Origin of the sequence: Micromonospora sp. WMMD710, assembly GCF_029626045.1 — a bacterium.
Lineage (GTDB): Bacteria > Actinomycetota > Actinomycetes > Mycobacteriales > Micromonosporaceae > Micromonospora.
Genome location: NZ_JARUBD010000001.1, coordinates 3,708,683 through 3,730,981 on the forward strand (window position 1 = coordinate 3,708,683; position 22,299 = coordinate 3,730,981).

The window sequence follows — 22,299 nt, forward strand, 5'->3', positions numbered from 1 at the left end:
TAACTCTTCCTTAGCCACGTTGCCGCAGGTCGCGGGCGAGTCGTAGCGTCACCCCGGCCAACAACCGACCCCGTGGAGGCAGAGGCGTGTACGGCTGGACCGACCCGATGGACCCGAACGGCGCACCCCGGCGCGCCGAGCGGCAGACAGACGAGCCGGACTGGCTGACCGACCGCCCGGAACCCCGCTCGGCGTACCTGTTCGGCGACGACCCGGACCGGCCCGGCGACGAGTGGCAGCGCGAGCAGCCCACCGCCCGCTGGGACCACGAACCGGACGTCCCCGCCGGGCCGCGGGACGCGCACCCCCCCGCCTGGACGGCCCACCAACCGGCCGACGACCCGACCGCCGGCTGGCACGGCAGCGCCGACACCACCGGCGACTGGCGCGCCGACACGGGGACGACCGACGGCTGGCGCGCCGATGCCACCACCGAGCGGTCCGGCCAGGGCCGGCACCGTTCCCCGCGCAGCTGGCGTCGACCGCTGATGATCGGCGGTGCCGCCGCGGCGGCCACCCTCGTGGTGAGCTTCGGCGTCGGGGCGCTCGCGATGCCCGGTGACGACCCGGCCGGCGACCCGACGGCCGTCGACGACACGTACGCCGCGTCGGCGGCGCCGACCGACCAGCCGACCCTGGACACGCTCGCCGCGCCCTCCCCGAGCGGCACGACCACGGCGGCCCAGCCGAGCCCGTCGCCCAGCAAGACCGTGCAGCCCACCCCGGCGTCGTCGCGGACCACCGCGGCGTCGCGGCGCAGCGCCCCGCGCAGCAGCGCGCCGAGCACCGCCAACGGCTCCGGCGGCTCCAGCGGCACCGTGAGCAGCCAGGCGCGCGAGGTGGTGGACCTGGTCAACGCCGAGCGGGCCAAGGCCGGCTGCAAGGCGCTGAGCATCGACGACAAGCTGATGACCGCCGCCCAGAAGCACAGCCAGGACCAGGCCGACCACCAGAACATGTCGCACACCGGCAGCGACGGCAGCAACGCCGGCGTCCGGCTGGACCGCGTCGGTTACGCGTGGCGCACCTACGGCGAGAACGTGGCCTGGAACCAGAAGACCCCAGCCGCCGTGATGGACGCCTGGATGAACAGCTCCGGTCACCGGGCGAACATCCTGAACTGCGCGTTCACCGAGATCGGCGTCGGCATCGCCAGCAGCAACGGCCCGTACTGGACGCAGGTCTTCGCGGCGCCGCGCTGACCGCGCGTCGTCCGCGCCCCCGCGCTCGTTTGACCCGGTGAGGTACGTCGGGCCGAGTGTGGGGCCGGCGTACCGGCCGAGGGCGGCGACGGGCCGCCCGCGACCCGGGAGCTGCCGATGCGGATCCGGCCGCGGCGTCGCGCCGCGACGCGCCCACTGCGCCGCGTCCTGGCCGCCGGCCTCGCGGCGGTCCTGGTGGTGCCGGCGTACGGCTGCCGGGCCGAGCTGACCCCGCCCGGCGCGCCCACCGCGTGGCCGTCCGACCAGTCCCGCCAGTGGCAGTGGCAGTGGCAGCTCAGTGGCCCCCTCGACCCGGCGGTGGACGCGGACGTCTTCCTGCTCGACCCGGTGGACACCACCGCCGCACAGACCGCCGAGCTGCGCTCCCGCAACCGCCGGCTCATCTGCCAGGTGTACGTCGGGTCGGCCCGCGCGACCGACCCGGACGCCAGCCGCCTCCCGGACGCCGTGCAGGGCTCGGTCGGGCGTCGGGCCGGCAGCCGGTGGTTGGACGTCCGGGCGTGGGACGCGCTGGAGCCGGTCCTGGCCGACCGGTTCCGGCTCTGCCGGGGCAAGGGCTTCGGCGCGGTGGCGTTCGCCGACGCCGACGGGTACGCGTCGCGCACCGGCTTTCCCCTCGACTTCGACGACCAGCTGCTGTTCAACCGCCGGCTGGCCGAGCTGGCCCGGAAACTGAGCCTTTCCCCCGGCCTGGTCAACGACGTGCCGCAGCTCGCCGCGCTCGCGCCCGACTTCGACTTCGCGGTCAACGAGGAGTGCGTCCGGCTGGCCCAGTGCGCCAAGCTGCTGCCGTTCGCCGACGCGGGCAAGCCCGTCTTCCACGTCGAGTACACCGGCTCGACCGACGACTTCTGCGTCACGACCATCGGCTACGGCTTCGCCTCGATCCGCAAGGAACGCACGCTGGACGCCTGGCGGGCGCCCTGCCCGCTGCCCTGAGAGGGCCGGCCGGGCCACGGTCGCGGCCCGGCCGTCAGCACCTCGTTCAGGGCACCGGCACCAACTCCGGGGCGGGGGCCGGCGGATCGGCGGGGGCGGATGCCGGACGCTCGCGCAGGAAGCGTGGTGCCCACCAGTTGGCGTCGCCCAGCAGGGTCATCAGCGCCGGCAGCACCACTCCCCGGATGATCGTGGCGTCCAGCAGGATGGCCGCCGCGAGGCCGATGCCGAGCTGCTTCATGTCGATCGTGCTCAACGTGGCGAAGATCGAGAACACGCCGACCATCACGATCGCCGCGCTGGTCACCACGCCGGCCGACGAGGTGATCCCGTACGAGATCGCGTCGCGGTTGGGCATGCCGGCCCGGACCCCCTCGCGGATCCGGCTGACCACGAACACGTGGTAGTCCATCGAGAGTCCGAAGAGCACCACGAAGAGGAACAGCGGCAGCCAGGACACGATGGCGCCCATCGAGGTGAAGCCGAGCAGCCCCTCGGCCCAGTCACCCTGGAAGACCAGCACCAGCAGCCCGTACGCGGCTCCGGCGGACAGCAGGTTCAGCACGATCGAGCTGGCCGCCACCACCACCGATCGGAAGGTGAGCACCATGACCAGGAAGGTGAGCACCAGCACGAAGCCCATCACCAGCGGCAACGTGCTCCGGACGTGCGCCGCGTAGTCCTCGCTGTCGGCCACGCTGCCGCCGACCGCGTACTCGATGCCGGGGATGCTGCGCAGTTCGGCCGGGACCAGGTCCGCGCGCAGCCTCTCCAGCGACCGCACCGACCGGTCGTCCCGACTGGAGTACGGGGTGGCGACGTCCAGCACCGACACCCGCCGGTCGGCCGACACCTGGATCTTCGGGCCGTCCGCCTCGGTCGGGGCGAACAGCGGGTCACCGGCGGCCCGGCCGGCCAGGTCGGTGAGCGCGGCGCGGACCCGGTCGGCCTGCTCGGCGGGCGCCCGGACGGCCACCACGTGGTTGGTGCCGGTGCTCGGGAAGGCGGCGGTGAGCCGGTCGTACGCCTGCATGGCCGGCGTGGTGCGCGGCAGGTCCTCCATGCCGGGGAACTTCAGCTTCATGCCGAGCGCCGGCGCGGCCAGCGCGAGCAGTAGCCCGACCGAGATCACCAGGGTCGCGACCGGCGCGCGTAGCGCGGGCCGGAGCACGGCGGGCCAGAGCCGGGGCGCGCGGGGCTGCCCGTGCCGGCCGGTACGCGGGGCGGTCAACCGCCAGAGCAGCGGCACCCGGGGCCGGTCGACCCAGCGGCCGAGCCTGGCCAGCAGGGCGGGCAGCACCGTCAGCGACCCGGTGACCGCGACGGCGACCACCAGGATCGAACCGACGGCGAGGGACGAGAAGACGACGTCGCCGGCGAGCAGCAGCCCGGCCATCGCGATGATCACGGCGAAGCCGGAGACCACGACGGCGTGCCCGGAGGTCTCCGCGGCGATCTCCACGGCGTCCAGGCCGGACCGGCCCTTGGCGCGTTCCTCACGCTCCCGACGGATGTAGAACAGCGAGTAGTCGACCCCGACCGCCATGCCGATCAGCAGGATCACCGGGGACGTGGTGTCGGTGGCCGGCACCAGGTGGGAGGCGAGGGTGGACAGACCCATCGCGGCGGCGACCGAGGAGAGCGCCAGCAGCACCGGCACGCTCGCCGCGATGAGCGCGCCGAACGCGATGATCAGGATGGCCAGGGTGACCGGCAGGCTGAGCAGCTCGGCACGTTTGAAGTCCTTGCCCAGGGTGTCGTCGAGGGCTTGGCCGATCGACGGCCCGCCGACCTGTTCGACGCGTACCTGCGGATGCGCGCCCTGCACGGCTGCGGTCGCGTCACGCAGCGGCTGCACCCGGTCCGACGCCGTCTCCGGGTCGCCGGACATGGTGATCGGCAGCAGCAGCGCCGAACCGTCCCGGGCGGAGACGGGCTGACCGACCTCGGCGACCCCGGTGACCGAGCGCAGCCGGGCCGTCGCGTCGTCGGCGGCGGCCTTCGCCGCCGCCTGGTCCAGCGCACCGCCCCGGGAGGTGATGAGGACGATGTCCACGGCCGGGTCGGCGAAGGCGCCGGAGTCCACGATGAGGCCGGCCCGTCCCGCCTCGCCGATCGCCTGGTCGCCGCTGGTGGCCTCGTTGAGACCGGCGGCGTTGCCACCGACGAAGCACACCGCCACGAACACGACCCACAGTGCGATGGCCCGCCACGGGTGCTCGGCGCTCCACCGCGCCATCCGCACTGTCACCGGTCTGCTGCCCATCTCGCGTCCCCCTGTCCCGTCAACCCCCTGTCAACGGTGCTGACGTTAGGAACGTGACGAGGCGGTCACATCGGGGATCGGCCCTGGCCCGTCCCGGAACCGGTCCACCGTGCCGGCGGGTCGGTCGGCGGGCGTGGACCGGCGATTCGGGCGGGCTGGGGGGTGCACCCCGGAGCGTCCGGCCGCGACCCGCCGGTACCGACCCGGAGCCGGCTCCGGGTCAACCCCGAAGGGAACCCCGGGGCCGCGGCTGGCAGCGCGGGCAGCTGTACGAGGATCGGTTCATGAACGCCTCGCGGCGGATCGGTGTGCCACACCGCCGGCACGGCTCACCCTCGCGCCCGTAGACGTTCAGCTCCCGGTCGAAGTAGCCGCTCTCACCGTTGACGTTCACGTAGAGGGCGTCGAAGCTGGTGCCGCCCTCCTTGATCGCCTCGGCGAGCACGTCCCGGACATGACCGAGCAGGCGCTGCGCGGCCGGGCCGGTCAACGCGTCGGTGGGTCGGGCACCGTGCAGCCGGGCGCGCCAGAGCGCCTCGTCGGCGTAGATGTTGCCCACCCCGGAGATCAGGGTCTGGTCGAGCAGTGCCCGTTTCACCTCGGTGCGTCGCCGGCGCAGCGCGGCGACGAACGCCGCGTCGGAGAACTCCGGGTCCATCGGGTCGCGGGCGATGTGCGCGATCTCCGCGGGCAGCTCCGCGCCACCCTCGCTGACCGACAGCCCGCCGAACGTGCGCTGGTCGACGAAACGCAACTCCGGGCCGTCGTCGGCGAACCGGAACCGCACCCGCAGGTGCGTCTCGTCCGGGGTGCCGGGCGGCTGGAGCAGCAGCTGCCCGGACATGCCCAGGTGCCCGATGACCGCGTCGCCGCTGTCCAGGGGGAGCCACAGGTACTTGCCGCGCCGTCGGACGTCCAGCACCGTACGGCCGGCGAGCACGTCGGCGAAGTGGGCGCCACCGGGGACGTGCCGGCGGACCGCACGCGGGTGGCGCACCTCCACCGAGTCGATCCGGCGGCCGGTGACCCACTGGGCCAGCCCCAGCCGGACGGTCTCCACCTCGGGCAGCTCAGGCACGCCGTGATCCCGCCTCGTGGTCCTCGGTAGCACCGACCGAAGTCTGGGCCGCGCCGCTGGTCGACGACTCCTGTGCCGCGACGTCGGCCGGCATCACCTGCGCCAGGTGGTCGGCCTGCTCGGTGCGGGCCGCCCGCTCCGCCCGCTCCAGCGGCCCCACCGACTCCCGATCGGCCGAGCCGTCCTGGTCGGCCCGACCGTCCTGGCCGTTCGAACCGTCCTGGTCGTTCTGGTCGGCGAGGGTCCGCCAGGCCGCCTCCGCGGCCCGCTGCTCGGCCTCCTTCTTGCTGCGCCCCTCGGCGCCGCCGTACCGGTTGCCGGCCACCACCACCCACGCGGTGAACGTCTTGAGGTGGTCCGGGCCGGTGCCCTCGATCCGGTACTCCGGCACCCCGAGCCCGAGCGCCGCCGTCAACTCCTGGAGGCTGGTCTTCCAGTCCAGCGCGGCGCCCCGCCCGGCCGACTCGGCCATCAGCGGGTCGAAGAGCCGGTGGATGACGATCCCCGCGGTGTCCAGCCCGTACTGCAGGTAGATCGCCCCGAGCAGGGCCTCCAGGGTGTCGGCGAGGATGCTCGCCTTGTCCCGGCCGCCGGTGGTCTCCTCGCCCTTGCCGAGCAGCAGGTACGCGCCGAGGCCGTCCGGGCCCAGTCCACGGGCCACGTCGGCGAGCGCCCGCATGTTGACGACGCTGGCGCGCAGCTTGGCGAGCTGCCCCTCGGGCAGGTCCGGGTGGTTGTGGAAGAGCGCCGTGGTGATCACCACGCCGAGCACCGAGTCGCCGAGAAACTCCAGCCGCTCGTTGGTGGGCAGACCGCCGTTCTCGTACGCGTACGAGCGGTGGGTCAGCGCGCGTTGCAGAAGCTCCGGTTCCAGGCTCACGCCGAACGCGGCTTCCAGGTGACCGACGGACGCCCGCCGCCGCTTGTCGTTGCTCATGTGCGTACCTCGGTGTCGGTGGAGCGGTCGGTGTTCTCCGTCGCGACGTCGCCGTCGAGCAGGGCGGAGACCAGGTCGGTGGCGCGCCGCCGCCACAGGTGGGCGGCGAGGGCGATGCCGGAGGCGACATCGTCGGCGCGAGCGGAACCGTGGCAGACGACCACCGTTCCCGCCACGCCCAGCAGTGCGGCGGCGCGGGGGGCGCCGCCCCCGACAGGTGGACCGCCGGCCATGGCGTACGCGCCCTCGATGGCCTTGAGCAGCACGTTACCGGTGAAGCCGTCGGTGACCACCACATCGGCGCGCGCGCCGAGCGCCACGTCGTACCCCTCGACGAGGCCGACGTAGCGCGCCCCACCGGGCAGCGGCTCGACGGCCAGCAGCGGGTCGGTGGCCCGGCGGACCCGGTCGCCCTTGCCGGCCTCGGTGCCGACCGAGAGCAGGCCGACCCGGGGCTCGGCGACCGAATGGGCCACCGCGGCGTACGCGGCGCCCATCACGGCGTGTCGGGCGAGGGTGGCGGGGCGGGGCTCCAGCGAGCCGCCGACGTCGAGCAGGACGACCGGACCGGCGACCGCGGGCAGGGTGGCGACCAGGGCGGGCTGGCGGATCTCCGGCCAGCGGCCGAGGCCGAGGACGGCAGCGGTGACGGTGGCGCCGGTGGAACCGGCCGAGACGAGGGCGTCGGCGGTCCCGTCGCGCACGGCGGTGACCGCGGCCCGCACGGTGCTCTCGGCGCGGGCGGCACTGGGATGGTCGGCCATGCCCACGACATCGCGGACCGGCCGGACCGTGATCCGGGCCCGTTGGGCGGGATCAAGGGCAGCGATCAGCTCGTCGGCGACCTCGGTCGGGCCGACGAGCAGCAGGTGCAGGTCCGGGTCGGCGCGCACAGCTCGCAGAGCGCCGTCAACCACGACGGCGGGAGCATCGTCCCCGCCGAGGAGGTCAACGGCGATCCGCGCGGTGCCCGGCTCCACTGGAACGCCGACCGGGTTGGGCCGGCGGGCGTCGGAGGGAGCCGGGGCACCGGGCGAATGCCAGGGTGCGCGCGCCGCCCGACCTGAGGTCGGGGGCGTCACTCGGCGTCCAGGTCAGACCTCGAGAACCTGGCGGCCGTTGTAGGTGCCGCAGACGGAGCAGGCGGCGTGCGGCAGCTTCGGGGACTTGCACTGCGGGCACGCGACGGTCGCGACCACGGTCGCCTTCCAGTTCGCCCGGCGGGACCGGGTGTTGCTGCGCGACATCTTGCGCTTCGGGACGGCCACGGTTCTTACTCCTCTGTACGGGTCAGTTGCGACAGGCCCGCCCAACGCGGGTCGATCTGCTGGTGACTGTGGTCGGCCGGCAGATCGTCCCAGTGCGCCCCGCATTCGGGGCACAGTCCTGGGCAGTCCTCCCGGCAGAGCGGGTTGGTCGGCAGCGTGAGCACCAACGCGTCCCGCAGCGCCGGCTCCAGGTCGATCAGATCGCCCTGCATCCGGCCCACCTCGTCCTCGTCGGTCGTGGCGTCCGTGGTGCTGTTCTCGTACGCGTACAGCTCCTGGATCGTCACGGCCATCGATTCGTTGATCTCGCGTAGGCAGCGCCCGCACTCGCCCCGGATGGGACCGGTGATGGTCCCGGAGACGAGCACACCCTCGGACACCGACTGCAACCTCAGATCGAGGTTGAGGTCCGCGCCCTCCGGCACGCCGATCAACTCCACACCGAGGTCCGCCGGTGCCGGCACGACCCGCTGGACCTCACGCAACGCACCAGGGCGGCGCGGCAGGTCCCTCGTGTCGAGGACCAGCGGCGACCTGGGGTCGAGTGTCGATGGCGAGTGCTTGGGCATAGTCAGACTCCGGCCGGTGAGAGGCCGACAAAAAAGGTTACCTGGGCGACCGCCGGACCGTCGAACCGGGGGCGACGCCCGCCCGAGAATGTCGGCTGGTGAGGTGCCGCTCAGAAGGGTAGCGGGCGTTCGGCCTCATCCCCACCGAAGGTGCCGATCTCGCGGAGCGCGTGCATCTTGTCGCGCCCACGCTCTATCGAGGCGAGGGCCCGGGTGAGGAACTGCTCGAAGTTGGCCAGCGCCGTGTCGACGTAGTCGTCGACCTCCTCACGCAGGCGCTGCGCCTCGGCGCGGGCCTCGGCGATGATCCGGGCGCCCTCGTGCTCGGCGGAGACGGTGATCTCGTTCACCGAGACGAGGCGGGCGTGTTCTGCCTCACCCTCGCTGATGATCCGGTCCGCCTCGCGCTTGCCGGCCTCCATGATCTTGTCCCGCTCGTCCAGGAGCGCGGCGGCCCGGCGCAGGTCGGCGGGGAGTTCCGCGCGCATCTCGTCCAGGGCGGCGATCATCTCGCCCCGGTCGACCATGCAGTTGTTCCGCGACATCGGGACGGAGCGGGCCTGCTCCACCAAGGCGATCAGTTCGTCGATGCGATCGAGCGGGTCCACCGGTACCTCACTCCTGTCGTTCGTCGGCCGACCTCCATGATGCGGGCTACGGCCGGTTCCCCGCTCTGTCAATCATGTCGTGCCCGCCCCACACGTGCCCCATCCACCCCAACCCGGCGCGTCGCGACGCCGTCACTCCCCGCCGCCGCACCACCTGATTCGCCGATCGTGCACTTTCGGTCGCCGCAAAGCACCCCGTAAGGGGGCGATCCGGGAACAGTAGGTGCACGATCGGCGCGGGGTGGAGGGGCGCAGGGCGCGGTCAGGTCCGGGGTGGGGGGCCCAGGCGGGACTGGAGGGCCTCGCGGACCGGGTCGGGGACGTGGGCGGAGATGTCGCCACCCCACTTGGCCACGTCCTTGACCAGGCTGGAGGAGAGGAACGAGTAGAGCGGGTTGGTCGGCATGAACAGCGTCTCGACGCCGGCCAGACCGATGTTCATCTGCGCCATCTGCAACTCGTAGTCGAAGTCGCTGACCGCCCGCAGGCCCTTGATCAGCACGCTCGCCTGCTGAGCCCGACAGAAGTCGACCAGCAGCCCCCGGAACGACTCGACCCGCACGTTGCCGTACGAGGCGGTCACCTCGCGGAGCATGTCGATCCGCTCCTCGACGGTGAACAGGCCACTCTTCGACTGGTTCACCAGCACGCCGACGATCACCTCGTCGAACAGCCGGCTGGCCCGACCGATGATGTCGAGGTGTCCGTTGGTGACCGGGTCGAAGGAGCCGGGACACACCGCACGTCTCATGATCGGCGACCGTACCAAAGGGTGGTCTCGCCGTACCGGCGACTGCGCTGCGGGGTGATCCCATCCACCCAGTCGAACTCCCTGGTCCGGCGGGACCGCTCGACCACCACGAGCGCGTCGGGCGCCAGCCAGCCGCCGTCGACCAGCGTGGTCAACAGCGCGGTGATCTCCGCGTCCGGCACCGCGTAGGGCGGGTCGGCGAAGACCACGTCGTACGGGTCGCCGTCCGGACCGGCCGCCAGTACCGTCGCCACCTTGCCGGTGACCAGCCGTACGGCGGAGCCGGCCCGCAGGGTCGTCACGTTCTCCCGGATCACCCGGGCCGCCTTCGGGTCCGACTCCACCAGCAGCACGTGCCGGGCACCCCGGGACAGCGCCTCCAGACCGACCGCGCCGGAACCGGCGTACAGGTCGGCGAAGCGCGCGCCGTCGAGATCGACCTCGGACTCGACGGCGCTGAACAGCGCCTCCCGGACCCGGTCGGACGTCGGTCGGGTGCCGGCGCCGGGAGGCGCGGCGATCCGCCGGCCACCGAGCGACCCGGCCACGATCCGGGTCACCGTCTCCTCCTGTTCATGACCCCGACGCTACGCGACCCGTCGGACCCGCCAGCCGACACGGTCGGTGCCGCCACGCAGATCATGTGATCACTTCTCGTATATCTATGATCTCAACTTCATAACATCCGTCTTAGCAGATCCTGAGCGCTGTATCACGCGCGGCGATCTCGCTAGGGTCTGCCGGGTGTCGGCGGCAACCCACCGACCCGCGGCTCGGGAGGGCGCCTCTCCGATCGGACGTGCAGTGACCGTCCACTGTCACTCCCGTGCCACACCCCTGACGCTTCAGCACTCCAGGAGTACCTGTGATCCGTCCCAAGCTGTCGCTCCAGCGACCGCTGGCCATCCTGGGAGCCGCCCTCATCGGCCTCACCGGGGTCGTCGCGGTCGCCACCCCAGCCAGCGCACACCACACCACGATCACCGCCACCGCCGAATGTGACCGGCTCACCGGCGAGCGCGTGATCACCTGGAAGGTGGTGAACAGCGAAGACAAGAAGGACGCGACCGTCCAGAGGGTGACCGCTGACCCGAACACCCCGGTGACCTCTCTGGTCGAGGGCGTGAAGGAAGCGAAGCCGCTGCAGGGGTTGGTCATCCCGCAGGCCTCCTACAAGCTGGCCACCCAGCGCGTGCCCGGCAACACCACCGTGGCACACCTCCAGGTCTACGCCGAGTGGATCAAGGGCGACAAGGTCACGGCGAACAACACCGCCAACGGCGAGATCAACCTCGCGGCCGACAAGTCCTGCACCCCGGCTCCGAAGTGCGTCGAGGTCGACAAGGCCAAGTACAGCCACACCTTCGACGGCCCGAAGGGGACGGCCACCGTCAAGCTCGACGGCGACCTGCCGCTCTGCGGCGAGGGCAAGCAGTGGTTCACGCTGGTCTCGTACTTCGCGCCGCGGCCGCAGTTCGCCACCCCGCAGTACGTCTACGGCACTCCGGACAGCGACTGGATCGGTGGCACCCAGACCGAGATCACGCTGAACGTGGAGATCCCGGACTGCCACACCCAGGTCGACCTGATCTGGGGCGGCAAGGACGAGGTCATCGACGAGCTGGTCGACGGTGGCAAGCGCTACGACAACAAGAAGCTCGGCTCGCCGGGTGCCCCGGGCAACCGGTCCAAGGGCCCGCAGGGCTGGTACAACGGCGGCAGCAAGAGCTGCACCACCCCGGCCTCGACCTTCGCGTCCACGTGCGACGGTTCGGTCGCCGTCTCGCTGAGCAACGACGGCAAGATCAGCAAGTACGCCGTCGAGTTCGAGGTCAAGGGCGAGAACGGCTTCACCAAGAAGGTCTCCGTCGCGCCCGGCAAGGCCGACACGAGCATCGTGGTGCCCGCCGCCGACGCCGGCAAGATCGAGGTGCTGGTCGACGGCAAGGTCATCGAGAACGGCACGTACTCGTGGCAGCGTCCCGAGGACTGCCCGCTGCCGGCCGTCACCACCAAGGCCGACTGCAAGACCTTCGCCCTCACCGTGACCAACCCCGAGGGTGGGCTCCCGGTCAAGTCGACGTTCACCTACGAGGGCAAGACCGAGACCCGTACGGTCGCGGCCGGCGCGTCGGAGACGGTGACCTTCAAGGCCGGCAAGGACAAGACGGCGATCGTCGCCCTGCCCGACATGGACCTTGAGATGGAAGCCATCTACACGCCGGAGGGCAACTGCGGCGGCGCCGGTGGCGGCGGCGGCGGCGAGGAGCCGAGCCTCCCGCTCACCGGTGCGGCGGCGGGCGGCATCGCCGCCGGCGCGGTCGCCCTGCTGATCGCGGGCGCGGTGCTCTTCATCATCGCCCGTCGGCGTCGGGTGACCTTCACCGCCTGACCTGACCTGCGCTGAAGCCCGAGGGCGCGTCGACCATCCGGTCGGCGCGCCCTCGGGCATTTCTGTCGGCGGCACCTGACCCACAGCCAGCGCACCGCGCGAGCCATGCGGGACGTCCTGCTCGACGGGCCAGCCAGGTCGATCATGGAAATTACCTCTGAACCGGATCCGGAAACCTCCGTTGTATGGACGCCCACCATTTCGGACCGCTCGCCCGATTGAGAGGTAACACGTTGGCGTTTTCTCTACCTGGAAGGCTCGTCGATCGCGGGATCGCCGCCGGCCTCGGCCTGGCCGTCGCCGTTGCGATCGGCATCGCGGTGCATCCGACCGCGGATGCGGCGCCGGCGAACTTCAGGGTTCTCGCGTTCTACAACGCCCAGAGCGGCGACTCCGCTCATGACGACTTCGTCAATGATGCGAAGGCAGGATTCCCCCGGCTCGGCGAGGAGAGTGGTTTCACCTGGGAAAGCACCACCGACTGGGGCCGCCTCTCCGGTGATCTGTCGAACTACAAGGTGGTGATGTTCCTCAACGACGCCCCGCACGATGGCGGACAGCGGGCCGGATTCAAGCGGTACATGGACAACGGTGGAGCCTGGATGGGCTTCCACGTCAGTGCGTTCACTCAGAACGCGGGTTCCTGGGACTGGTACTACAACACGTTCCTGGGGTCAGGGAACTTCAGGAACAACTCCTGGGATCCGACCACGGCAGTTCTGCGGATAAACGACCGGAACCATCCCTCCACCGCCGGGCTGCCGGCGACCATCAAGTCGTCGGTGAGCGAGTGGTACACGTGGAGCAACGACCTGGGGCGGAATCCGGACATCGACGTGATCGCGTCGATCGACGAATCCAGCATCCCGGTCGGCACCAGACAAAAGTTGACCGGTTCCATTCCGGTGATGTGGACCAACAAGAATTACAAGATGCTGTACGCGAATTTCGGCCACAACGCGAGGCCCTACAACAAGAATATCCAGAAGTCGTCCACGTTCGACAGCGATGAGCAGAACCAGTGGATGATCAACGGCCTGCGCTGGCTCGGTGGCCGTCCCAGCAGCGAGAGCCCGTCCACCGGGGATTTCATCGACCCCGTCACGTATTCGTTGATCAACAATAACGGCGGCAAAGCCTGGTATTCGTTGGTCAACAAGAACAGCGGCAAGTGCGTGGAGGCGCGCGACGACGGTATCAGCAGTGGCACCGCCATTCAACAGGGCAACTGCACCGACTCGAAGGCGCAGCAGTTCAAGTTCCTGGCAGTCGACGGGGGTTTCGTCAGAATCCTGCGGCGGGACACCAAGAAGCAGGTGCTCGACGTGACCGACAGGTCAACCAAGGACAATGCCAAGATCCAGACCTGGTCGTACGTCGGTGGGACCAACCAGGAATGGCGGCCCGTCAAAGAGGACGGTGGCTATTACCACTTCATCAGCCGCAACAGCCGGAAATGCCTGAGCGTCCCCGATTCGGCGCTGGGCAACGGGATCCGGCTGGTCGTGCTCAGCTGCAAGCAGACCAACGCCCAGTCGTTCTCGCTCAAACCGCACGATAGCGACGCAGGCGACGCAAACCCCAACCCCGGCGATCCCGACCCCAACCCGGGCGACGCAGACCCCAACCCCGGCAACGCAGACCCCAACCCGGGCGACGCAGACCCCAACCCCGGCAACGCAGACCCCAACCCCGGTGACCCAGGTCCGTGCGGCGAGGGCGAGTTGTGCTTGTACGAGGAGGCGAACTTCCGCGGCGGCGTCCACCCTGTCGCGCATAATATCAGCAATGGGATGAAACTGCCTTGCGACGTGGACCTTGCCGCCCATGATGGGTTTGGTGCGAGAGACAAATTCGATAACGGGCATGCCGTAGACAACCAAACGTCATCCGTCATCAACAATACCGACCATACCGCTCATCTTCACCTTGACATCTTGGGGAAGGGCGGGGAAATTCAGGTTCGAGCCCATAGCAAGTTGGCCGAAATCCCTGACGGGGACGACGGAATTTCAAGTGCCTGCGTGTTCGATCAGGCGACCAACTGACGTCGGCAGACCACGGCGCACCCCGAGCCGACCACCCGCAGTTGCGGTTTGGCCGGCTCGGGGTGCGCGATCATTCGCAGCACGGTGGCCGACGTCAGCCCTTCTCCAGGTACTCCGCGCGGTCCTCGTCGACGAGGGCAGCGACCGACGCGGCCAGCGCCGGATTGGCGGTCAGCTCCGGGTCCTCCTCGATGAGGGTGATCGCCTCGGCGCGGGCGTCGCGAATCAGCTCGGTGTCGCGTTTCAGGGACAGCAGCCGCAGGTGTGAGCGATGCCCGGACTGGGTGGCGCCCAGCACGTCGCCCTCGCGGCGCTGCTCCAGGTCGAGTTCGGCGAGTTTGAAGCCGTCGCTGGTGGACGCCACGGCGTCCAGCCGTTCCCGCGCCGACGACCCCTCGGCCGCCTCGCTGACCAGCAGGCAGAGCCCGGCGGCGGCACCCCGGCCCACCCGGCCCCGCAGCTGGTGCAGTTGGGAGACACCGAACCGGTCGGCGTCCAGCACGATCATCACGGTCGCGTTGGGTACGTCCACGCCGACCTCGATGACGGTGGTCGCCACCAGCACGTCCAGGTCACCGGCGGCGAAGGACCGCATCACCGCGTCCTTCTCGTCGGCCGGCAGGCGGCCGTGCAGCACCCCGATCCGCAGCCCGTGCAACGGCCCATCGGCCAGCAACGGGGCCACCTCGGTCACCGCCACCGGCGGGCGGCGACCGTTGTCGTCCTCGGGTGGCGGCTCCTCGTCGGACACCGGCCCGTCACCGATTCGCGGACAGACGACGTACGCCTGATGCCCGGCGGCCACCTCCTCGCGCAGCCGGCGCCAGGCCCGGTCGAGGAAGGCCGGCTTCTCGGCGGCCGGCACCACGTGCGAGGCGATCGGTGAACGGCCCCGAGGCAGCTGGGAGAGGGTGGACACCTCCAGGTCGCCGTAAACGGTCATCGCCACCGTGCGCGGGATCGGGGTGGCCGTCATCACCAGCGTGTGCGGCGGCTGGTCGGCCTTGGCGCGCAGCGCGTCGCGTTGCTCCACCCCGAAGCGGTGCTGCTCGTCGACGACCACGAGGCCGAGGTCGGCGAAGTCGACGCCCTCGTAGAGCAGGGCGTGGGTGCCGAGCACGATGCCGGCGGCGCCGCTGGCCACCTCGCCGAGCGCCCGCCGGCGGGCGGCCGCGCCCAGCGAGCCGGTGACCAGCTCCACCCGGGTCGCGTGCTCGGCGGAATCCAGTTCACCGGCGCGCCCGAGTGGCCCGAGCAGGTCGAGCATGCCCCGGTAGTGCTGTGCGGCCAGCACCTCGGTGGGTGCCAGCAGCGCCGCCTGCCCGCCCGCGTCGACCACCTGGAGCATCGCCCGCAGCGCCACCACCGTCTTGCCGGAGCCCACCTCGCCCTGCAACAGACGGTGCATGGGGTGCGGGGTGGCCAGATCAGCGGCGATCTCCTCGCCCACCTCGCGTTGACCGGAGGTCAGCTCGTACGGCAGCCGGGCATCGAAGGCGTCCAGCAGCCCGCCGGGGCGCGCCGGGCGGGGCCGGGCCGGCCAGTCGGCGGCCCGGTGCTTGCGCTGCACCAGGGTCAGCTGCACGGCGAACGCCTCGTCCCACTTGAGCCGCCGCCGCGCCCGGTAGAGCGCCTCCTTGGTGGACGGCCGGTGGATCTCCCGCAGTGCGGCACCCAGGTCGACCAGGTTGCGGCTGGCCCGCACGGTGGCCGGCAGCGGGTCCTCCGGCGGGGTGAACGTGTCCAGGACGACCCGGACGCAACGGGCGATCACCCAGGTCGGCACGGCCGCGGCGGCCGGATACACGGGGATCAAGGCGCCGGCGAACTCCTCGATCTCGTCGCTGACCGCTGCCTCACCGTCGCCGCCCTCGCCAAGCAGGACGTACTCCGGGCCGTTGAGCTGACGTTTGCCCCGGAACTCGGTGACCTTGCCGGCGAACAACCCCCACCGGCCGGGGCGCAGCTCCCGTTCGCGCCATGCCTGGTTGCCGAAGAAGGTCAACGTGAGCAGGCCGCCGGAGCCGTCGCCGACGGTCACCTCCAGCAGGTTGCCCCGGCGTTGCCGCATCGGGCGAACCGCCGTGCGCTGCACCTGGGCCAGCACGGTGACCTGCTCGCCCACGTCCAGGGAGCGGATGTCGGTGTGTTCGCCGCGCTCGTCGTAGCGGCGTGGGAAGTGGTAGACCAGGTCACCCGCCGTGTGCAGGTCGAGGTACGAGGCCAATGCCTTGGCCGTCTTGTCCCCGACGAGCTTCTTCAGCGGTGTGTCCACGGTGGACGGCTCGCTCATTCGACCCCCACCAGCAGTGGATAGAACGGTTGACCGCCCGGGTACGCGTGCACCTCGACGAACGGCCAGCGCCGCGCGACGTGCGCGCGGACGGCGTCGGTGAGCCCGGCCGGGGCGTCCACCCCGGCCAGCAGGGTGACCAGTTCCCCACCGCCGCCGAGCATCCGGTCGACCACGGCGGCGCAGATGTCGGTGAGGTCGGTGCCGATCAGGTTCACCTCGCCCTCGACCAGCGCCAGCACGTCGCCGGGCTGGCACGGACCGGCGACGGTCAGCGCCTCCCGGCTGGCGTGGCAGACCTCGGCGTAGCGGCAGGCGCCGGCCGCCTCGGCCATCGCGATCACGTCGTCCTCGAAACGGCGGGTGTCGTCGCGCACCGCGAGGGCGGCGAGTGCCTGCACCGGCGAACGGGTCGGCACCACGCTCACCTTGATGCCGTACCGGTGTGCCTCGCGGGCCGCCGCACTCGCCACGGCCTCCGTGTCGGGGTCGTTGGGCAGCACCACCACCCGGGCGGCGTCGGCGCTGCGCACCGCGTCCAGCAGTTCCCCGATGGACGGGTTGCCCGGCACCACCGTGGCACCCTCCGCGGCGAACAGCTCGGCGATCCCGACGCCGGTGGCGACCACCACGGCAGCCCGGCCCTCCGCCGCCGGGCCGGGCGACGGCTCCGGCTGGTCGGCGAAGCGGGTCACCGAGATCCGGTACGGGCGGCCCGCAGCGACGCCCGCCTCGACCGCCGCGCCCACGTCGTTGACGTGCACGTGCACGTTCCAGGTGCCGTCCGGCTCACGCCCGTCGCCGACGACGACCAGGGAGTCGCCCAGCGCGTCCAGCGTCCGTCGCATCGCGGCGACCGCCTCGGCCGGGGCGTCGAGCAGGAACTGGACCTCGTAGGCGTACTCCTCGGAACCGGTCTCGCGCGCGGCGGTGGCCGCCGGTCGCGCGGCGCGCGGGGCCGGCGCGGCCCGCACGGCGCTCTCGCCCGTGAGCACCTCGACCAGGGCGTCGAGCAACACGCACAAACCCTTGCCGCCCGCGTCGACGACGCCGGCACGGGCCAGGGCCGGCAGTTGCTGCGGAGTCCGGGCGAGCGCCTCGGCCGCCGCTCGCGCCGCGGCGCGGGCCACCACGCACAGGTCGTCGGTGTCCGCCCGCTCGGCCGCGCCAGCCGCGGCGCCGACCACCGTGAGCAGGGTGCCCTCCACCGGCCGGCTCACCGCGGTGTACGCGGCGGTGGTCGCGGCCCGCAGCGCGACGGCCAGTTCCCGGCCGCGCACCGCCGGCACGGCGGCGACGGCATCGGCGAAGCCGCGCAGGATCTGCGACAGGATCACCCCGGAGTTGCCTCGTGCCCCGAGCAGCGCGCCCTGGGCCATCAGCCGCGACGCGTGCCCGTGCGCGGTCGACCCGCTGTCGGGCAGAGTGTCCAGGTCCATCGCGAGAGCCTGCTGCGCCGATGTGAGAGTGAGCACCAGATTGGTGCCGGTGTCGCCGTCGGGCACCGGATAGACGTTGAGCTGGTCGATCTCCCCCTGGTGGCGCTTCAGCGCGGCCAGGCCACCCGCACACCAGCGGCGAACCGCGGTGGCGTCGAGGGTGTCCAGCACGGCCAGAAGCCTACTGGCGCGGGCTGACACCCGTCGGACTCGTCCGGCGTGTCCGCTGGACCGGGCCGGTTGGCCGGGTCGGTGGGTCATCGGGTAACCTGACCAGGTTGCCCGGGCAGCACCTGCCGGCGACCTCATGAACGTATCAATCCCAGGAGTATCCCGTGGCTAGCGTGTGCGACGTCTGTGGCAAGGGACCGGGCTTCGGCCACAACGTGTCCCACTCGCACCGGCGGACCAACCGCCGCTGGAACCCGAACATCCAGTCGGTGCGTACCCCGGCCGGTGGCGGCAACACCAAGAAGTTGCAGGTCTGCACCTCGTGCATCAAGGCCGGCAAGGTCACCCGCGCCTGACGCGCGGCACCAACCTCTGACATACGGCTCAGCCGGCGGACCTCTGCGGTCCGCCGGCTCTGTCGTATGTGTGTACGGCTCGCTGACGAGTAGACGACGAGGCGATCACCGCACGGCGCCGCCCGGTTAGTGTCGCGCTGCGCCCGGCGTCCGGTCCGGGCCGGTGGAGGGGTGACGGGTGCGGCTGGACCTGGGCCGGGATGAGCTGGTCATGATCGGCGCCGCGCTGGACCTGCTGCGCGGGCTCGGCGAGGTGCTGCCCGACGGCAGCGTGGTCGTGGTCGAGGAGCCCGATCTGATCCGCAGCCGCGATCTCGAACGACACTGCGCGGCACTGCCGTACGTCTCCCGGGTGGTGGCGGCGGAGTACCAGACCGGCCTGGACGCGCGGTGCCTGCTCGCCCGCGAACCGACGCTGGCCGCCGCGCGCCTGGTCGTGCCCGGCCAGGAGTACGGGGTGCTCGCCGCCGCCCAGCTCGCCGACGCGCTCGGCCTGCCCGGTGCCGGCGTCGACGCCGCCGAGACCTTCACCGACAAGCACCGGATGCGGCTGCTCGCCGCGACGGCGGGCCTGCTCAACCCGGCGTACGCGCTGGTCGGCACCGCCGCCGAGGCGGTCGCCTTCGCCGAGCGGCAGAGTGGGCCGTGCGTGCTGAAGCCGACCCGCCGCGCCGGCAGCCTCGGCGTGCAGATCGTCCCCGACGCGACGCTGATCGCCGCCGCCTGGGCCGCCACCGCCGACCCGGAGACGCCCACCGACGCCACCGCCCGTGGCCTGCCCACCGCCGTCCTCGCCGAGCAGGTGCTGATCGGCACCGAGCACAGCGTGGAACTGCTGCTGGCCGACGGCGAGGTGCGCTTCGCCAACGTCACCGACAAGCGGGTGCTGGCCGGCCGGTGGCCGGTGGAGACCGGGCACACGGTCCCGTCCGTGCTGCCCGACGACGCCCGCCGGGACCTGATCGAGGTGGCCTGCCGGCTGGCCGCGGCGGCCGGCTTCCGCACCGGTGTGCTGCACAGCGAGTGGATCCGTACCGCCGATGGCCCGGCCCTGGTGGAGTGCGCCGCGCGGCTGCCCGGTGACCTGATCGCCGGGTTGATCTCGTTGGCCTACGAGTGCGGGTTCGTCCTCGCGTACCTGCGGACGCTGCGGGGTGAGCGCCCCGCGCTGCCGGCGCGGCCCAGTGGCGCGGCGGCCATCGAGTTTCTGCTCGCCGCTCCCGGCACGGTGACCGCGGTCGACGGGGTGCGCGCGGCCCGTCGGGTGCCCGGCGTGCTGGACGTCGGGGTGGCCGTGACGGTGGGTGATGAGGTGGCGGAGGTCACCTCGTCGGCCCGGCGCAGCGGCCAGGTGCTCGCCTGGGGTGCCGATCCGGCGGAGGCGACCGATGCGGCGACCCGGGCCGTCGCGCAGATCCGGATCACGACCGGCTGAGCCCGGCCGGTCAGAGCGTGCGGCCGAAGGAGACGCAGCCCTCCGCGTCCTTGTAGAAGCCGAAGTTCGGGATCCGCTCGTAGCCGGCGGCCGTGTACATGGCGATCGCCTCGGGCTGCTTGTCGCCGCACTCCAGGACGATCCGCTTGCGGCCCTGCTCACGGGCCGAACGCTCGACCGCCGCGAGGACGCGGCGGGCCACACCCCGCCCACGGGCCGCCGGAGCGGTGTACACCCGCTTCAGCTCCGCGCTGTCCGCGCCGTGGCTGCGCCAGCCCCCACAGCCGACCGGCTCGCCGGCCAGGTAGGCGACGAGGAACGCGCCGTCCGGCGGTTGGAACTCGGCGGCGGCCAACGGGGTGTCGTCGCCGGTGCCGCCGTAGCGGGCACCGAGGTCGGCCAGCGCGTCACGGATCAACTGCTGCGCCACCGGTGCGTCGAACCGCACCAGCCGGATCTCGATATCACTCACGGTGTCCAGGGTACGGCGGGCGCCGGGCCTCACCGAAAGTGGTCCCAGCCGGTCGGGCCGTCGTAGGGCGCGCCGTCGACCGTCACCCCGGCACCGTCCGTCACCAGACCGATCGGCCGCCACTCCGGCGGCAACGCCACCGCCGGGGGGAAGGTCGCGGCCAGCGCGTGGTCGTCGCCACCGGCCAGGATCCAGGTGTACGGGTCGACGCCGAGCGCCTGCGCCGCGTCGGCCATCTGCCGGGGGACCTCGAACGCGTCGCGCCGTACGTCGATCGCCACCCGACTGGCCGCCGACACGTGCCCCAGGTCGGCGAGCAGACCGTCCGACACGTCGATCATCGACGTGGCACCCAGCCGGGCGGCCTGCGGCCCGGCTCGGTACGGCACGACCGGCCGCCGGTACGCCTCGACCAGCAGCCGGGGCGTACGGAAGCCGCGGGTGAGCACGGTCAACCCGGCCGCCGCGTACCCGGTGCGCCCGGCCAGGGCGAGCACGTCCCCCGGACGGGCTCCCGAGCGCACCACCGGCGGCCGGCCGTCCAGGTCACCGAGCGCGGTGACCGCCACGGTCAGGGTGGGGCTGGCCGACATGTCCCCGCCGACGACGCTCGCACCGACCGTGCCCGCCTCCGCGGCCAGCCCGTCCGCCAACTCCTCCGCCCAGCCGGTGGGCAGATCCGCCGGCATACAGAGAGCGACCAGCAGGGCGGTCGGGGTGGCGCCCATCGCCGCGATGTCGGCCAGGTTGGCGGCCGCCGCGCGGTGGCCCACGTCACGCCCCGACGACCAGTCGCGCCGGAAGTGCCGCCCGTCGACCAGCACATCGGTGGAGGCCACCACCCGACCGTCCGGCGCGGCCACCACCGCCCCGTCGTCACCCGGGCCGAGCAGGGTCGTCGGCCCGACCGGGAGCCGGGCGGTGATCCGCCCGATCAGCCCGAACTCGCCGATCCCGGCCACGCTGGCGGCACCGCCGGCGTCCCGTCCGTTCCGCCCGGCACCGCCGCGCTCGCTCACCGCTGCTCCTTGACCACCGATAGGGATCAGACCTGCTCCGTAAGGTAGTTTCACCCTTCGGGCCGCCCCGCGGCGGCGACGGACGGAGGTCGAGTCGTGGTACAGGCGTACATCCTCATCCAGACCGAGGTCGGCCGGGCACGTGACGTGGCCGGTCTCATCGCGGACCTTGCCGGCGTGGTACGCGTCGACGCCGTCACCGGGCCGTACGACGTGGTCGTGCTCACCGAGGCGAACACCGTCGACGAGCTCGGCAAACTCATCGTCAGCAACGTGCAGATGGTGCCCGGCATCACCCGCACCCTCACGTGTTCGGTGGTGCGGTTGTAAGTGGACGAGATGACGACCTCCTCCGCTGCTCTGGACGACGACGAGACGCGCGGCGCGGCCGAGCCGGCTGACGGTATCCGCGAGCCGGGCGACCCGGACGTCGACGCGCCGGGCGGCCGGGACCGGACGATTCGCGGTGCCGCGCTGCTGGCCACGTTGATCGCCCTGCCGGTCACCCTGCTGATCGCGGTGCTGGCCTTCGCGAAGCTCTCTCCGGACACGCCGGCCGCCGCGCCGAGCCCGTCCGCGAGCGCGTCCCGGGCGCAGTCCTCCGCCCCGGTGGAGATGGCCGCCCCGGCGCTGGCCGCCCGCCCGGCCACGGTCTGCCGCGCGTTGGTCTCCCAGCTGCCGCAGACCATCCGCGACCTGGCCCAACGCCCGGTCACCGCCGGCCCGGAGCAGAACGCGGCGTACGGCGACCCGGCCCTCACGCTGGCCTGCGGCGGCACCGAACCGACCGTGCCGGCCACCGACGAGGTCTGGCGGGTGAACTCGGTCTGCTGGCACCCGGTCGAACAGGGCGACGCGACGGTGCTCACCACGGTCGACCGGGAGACGCCGGTCACGGTCCGCATCCCGCGCTCCTACGAACAGCCGTTGCAGTGGGTGGCGCCGATCTCCAGCACGATCGTGGCCTCGGTGCCCTCCGGCGGCAACATCCCCGCCGGCTGCCAGGGCTGACCTGACCCGGCCCGCGCCGGCTCG

At 72.0% G+C, this 22,299-nt stretch carries 20 protein-coding genes and 1 pseudogene; 8 read left to right on the plus strand and 13 right to left on the minus strand.

Annotation, left to right across the window (positions count from 1 at the left end):
* Positions 1 to 86: 86 nt before the first annotated feature.
* Both O7620_RS17005 and O7620_RS17010 read left to right on the plus strand, forming a co-directional pair.
* A complete protein-coding gene (locus tag O7620_RS17005) occupies positions 87 to 1,202 on the plus strand; it encodes a CAP domain-containing protein (RefSeq protein ID WP_278123756.1) in 1,116 nt (371 codons plus the stop codon).
* Between the two features lie 117 nt (positions 1,203 to 1,319).
* Positions 1,320 to 2,162: an endo alpha-1,4 polygalactosaminidase gene (locus O7620_RS17010; protein ID WP_278123757.1), complete on the plus strand. Its 843-nt coding sequence runs from the start codon at positions 1,320 to 1,322 to the stop codon at positions 2,160 to 2,162.
* A 46-nt stretch (positions 2,163 to 2,208) separates the two neighbouring features.
* Here O7620_RS17010 and O7620_RS17015 read toward each other — a convergent pair whose 3' ends face one another.
* From O7620_RS17015 to rsmD, 9 genes and pseudogenes are all read right to left on the minus strand, one after another.
* Positions 2,209 to 4,428 (minus strand): MMPL family transporter, encoded by a 2,220-nt coding sequence (locus O7620_RS17015; RefSeq protein WP_278123758.1) that lies wholly within the window; start codon positions 4,426 to 4,428, stop codon positions 2,209 to 2,211.
* Between the two features lie 220 nt (positions 4,429 to 4,648).
* On the minus strand, positions 4,649 to 5,506 hold the full coding sequence (gene mutM / locus O7620_RS17020) for a bifunctional DNA-formamidopyrimidine glycosylase/DNA-(apurinic or apyrimidinic site) lyase (RefSeq protein ID WP_151490824.1): 858 nt from the start codon (positions 5,504 to 5,506) through the stop codon (positions 4,649 to 4,651).
* Positions 5,507 to 5,723: 217 nt separating this feature from the next.
* Positions 5,724 to 6,443 (minus strand): annotated as a pseudogene (gene rnc / locus O7620_RS17025) (ribonuclease III); the annotation flags it as partial.
* On the minus strand, positions 6,440 to 7,423 hold the full coding sequence (locus O7620_RS17030; RefSeq protein ID WP_151490825.1) for a phosphate acyltransferase PlsX: 984 nt from the start codon (positions 7,421 to 7,423) through the stop codon (positions 6,440 to 6,442). The gene O7620_RS17030 and the pseudogene rnc, both read right to left, overlap by 4 nt.
* Positions 7,424 to 7,537: 114 nt before the next feature.
* Complete coding sequence (gene rpmF, locus O7620_RS17035) at positions 7,538 to 7,711, minus strand: 50S ribosomal protein L32 (protein WP_030335284.1); 174 nt, start codon at positions 7,709 to 7,711, stop codon at positions 7,538 to 7,540.
* Between the two features lie 5 nt (positions 7,712 to 7,716).
* On the minus strand, positions 7,717 to 8,280 hold the full coding sequence (locus O7620_RS17040) for a YceD family protein (RefSeq protein WP_151490826.1): 564 nt from the start codon (positions 8,278 to 8,280) through the stop codon (positions 7,717 to 7,719).
* Positions 8,281 to 8,390: 110 nt separating this feature from the next.
* The gene (locus tag O7620_RS17045; protein ID WP_151490827.1) at positions 8,391 to 8,888 is read right to left on the minus strand and encodes a hypothetical protein; all 498 of its coding nucleotides are present in this window, start codon (positions 8,886 to 8,888) and stop codon (positions 8,391 to 8,393) included.
* A 262-nt stretch (positions 8,889 to 9,150) separates the two neighbouring features.
* Complete coding sequence (coaD, locus tag O7620_RS17050) at positions 9,151 to 9,639, minus strand: pantetheine-phosphate adenylyltransferase (RefSeq protein ID WP_278123759.1); 489 nt, start codon at positions 9,637 to 9,639, stop codon at positions 9,151 to 9,153.
* Positions 9,636 to 10,199 (minus strand): 16S rRNA (guanine(966)-N(2))-methyltransferase RsmD, encoded by a 564-nt coding sequence (rsmD, locus tag O7620_RS17055; protein ID WP_278123760.1) that lies wholly within the window; start codon positions 10,197 to 10,199, stop codon positions 9,636 to 9,638. The genes coaD and rsmD overlap by 4 nt, the downstream gene beginning before the upstream one ends.
* Positions 10,200 to 10,504: 305 nt before the next feature.
* On the opposite strand from rsmD, the gene O7620_RS17060 reads away from it, so the two are divergent.
* Together O7620_RS17060 and O7620_RS17065 are read left to right on the plus strand one after the other, a co-directional pair.
* Positions 10,505 to 12,031 (plus strand): cell wall anchor protein, encoded by a 1,527-nt coding sequence (locus tag O7620_RS17060; RefSeq protein WP_278123761.1) that lies wholly within the window; start codon positions 10,505 to 10,507, stop codon positions 12,029 to 12,031.
* Between the two features lie 185 nt (positions 12,032 to 12,216).
* A complete protein-coding gene (locus O7620_RS17065; protein ID WP_278123762.1) occupies positions 12,217 to 14,079 on the plus strand; it encodes an RICIN domain-containing protein in 1,863 nt (620 codons plus the stop codon).
* A 94-nt stretch (positions 14,080 to 14,173) separates the two neighbouring features.
* On the opposite strand, the gene recG is transcribed toward O7620_RS17065, so the two are convergent.
* Together recG and O7620_RS17075 are read right to left on the minus strand one after the other, a co-directional pair.
* Entirely contained in the window at positions 14,174 to 16,372 is a 2,199-nt protein-coding gene (gene recG / locus O7620_RS17070; protein WP_278123763.1) for an ATP-dependent DNA helicase RecG, read from the minus strand.
* Entirely contained in the window at positions 16,369 to 17,982 is a 1,614-nt protein-coding gene (locus O7620_RS17075) for a DAK2 domain-containing protein (protein WP_278123764.1), read from the minus strand. Before O7620_RS17075 ends, recG begins: the two co-directional genes overlap by 4 nt.
* Before the next feature lie 164 nt (positions 17,983 to 18,146).
* Between O7620_RS17075 and rpmB the strand changes: the two genes are divergently transcribed.
* Complete coding sequence (rpmB, locus tag O7620_RS17080) at positions 18,147 to 18,338, plus strand: 50S ribosomal protein L28 (RefSeq protein WP_007456456.1); 192 nt, start codon at positions 18,147 to 18,149, stop codon at positions 18,336 to 18,338.
* A 178-nt stretch (positions 18,339 to 18,516) separates the two neighbouring features.
* Complete coding sequence (locus tag O7620_RS17085; RefSeq protein WP_278123765.1) at positions 18,517 to 19,773, plus strand: ATP-grasp domain-containing protein; 1,257 nt, start codon at positions 18,517 to 18,519, stop codon at positions 19,771 to 19,773.
* A 10-nt stretch (positions 19,774 to 19,783) separates the two neighbouring features.
* On the opposite strand, the gene O7620_RS17090 is transcribed toward O7620_RS17085, so the two are convergent.
* Positions 19,784 to 20,245 (minus strand): GNAT family N-acetyltransferase, encoded by a 462-nt coding sequence (locus O7620_RS17090; protein ID WP_278123766.1) that lies wholly within the window; start codon positions 20,243 to 20,245, stop codon positions 19,784 to 19,786.
* Between the two features lie 29 nt (positions 20,246 to 20,274).
* Positions 20,275 to 21,264 carry a thiamine-phosphate kinase gene (locus O7620_RS17095; protein WP_278123767.1) on the minus strand — a complete coding sequence of 330 codons (990 nt, stop codon included), beginning with the start codon at positions 21,262 to 21,264 and terminating at the stop codon, positions 20,275 to 20,277.
* A gap of 96 nt (positions 21,265 to 21,360) precedes the next feature.
* Here O7620_RS17095 and O7620_RS17100 point away from each other — a divergent pair, with 96 nt between their 5' ends.
* Together O7620_RS17100 and O7620_RS17105 are read left to right on the plus strand one after the other, a co-directional pair.
* On the plus strand, positions 21,361 to 21,594 hold the full coding sequence (locus tag O7620_RS17100; protein ID WP_088646044.1) for an Lrp/AsnC ligand binding domain-containing protein: 234 nt from the start codon (positions 21,361 to 21,363) through the stop codon (positions 21,592 to 21,594).
* The gene (locus O7620_RS17105; protein ID WP_278123768.1) at positions 21,595 to 22,275 is read left to right on the plus strand and encodes a DUF3515 family protein; all 681 of its coding nucleotides are present in this window, start codon (positions 21,595 to 21,597) and stop codon (positions 22,273 to 22,275) included.
* The last annotated feature ends 24 nt before the right edge of the window (positions 22,276 to 22,299 follow it).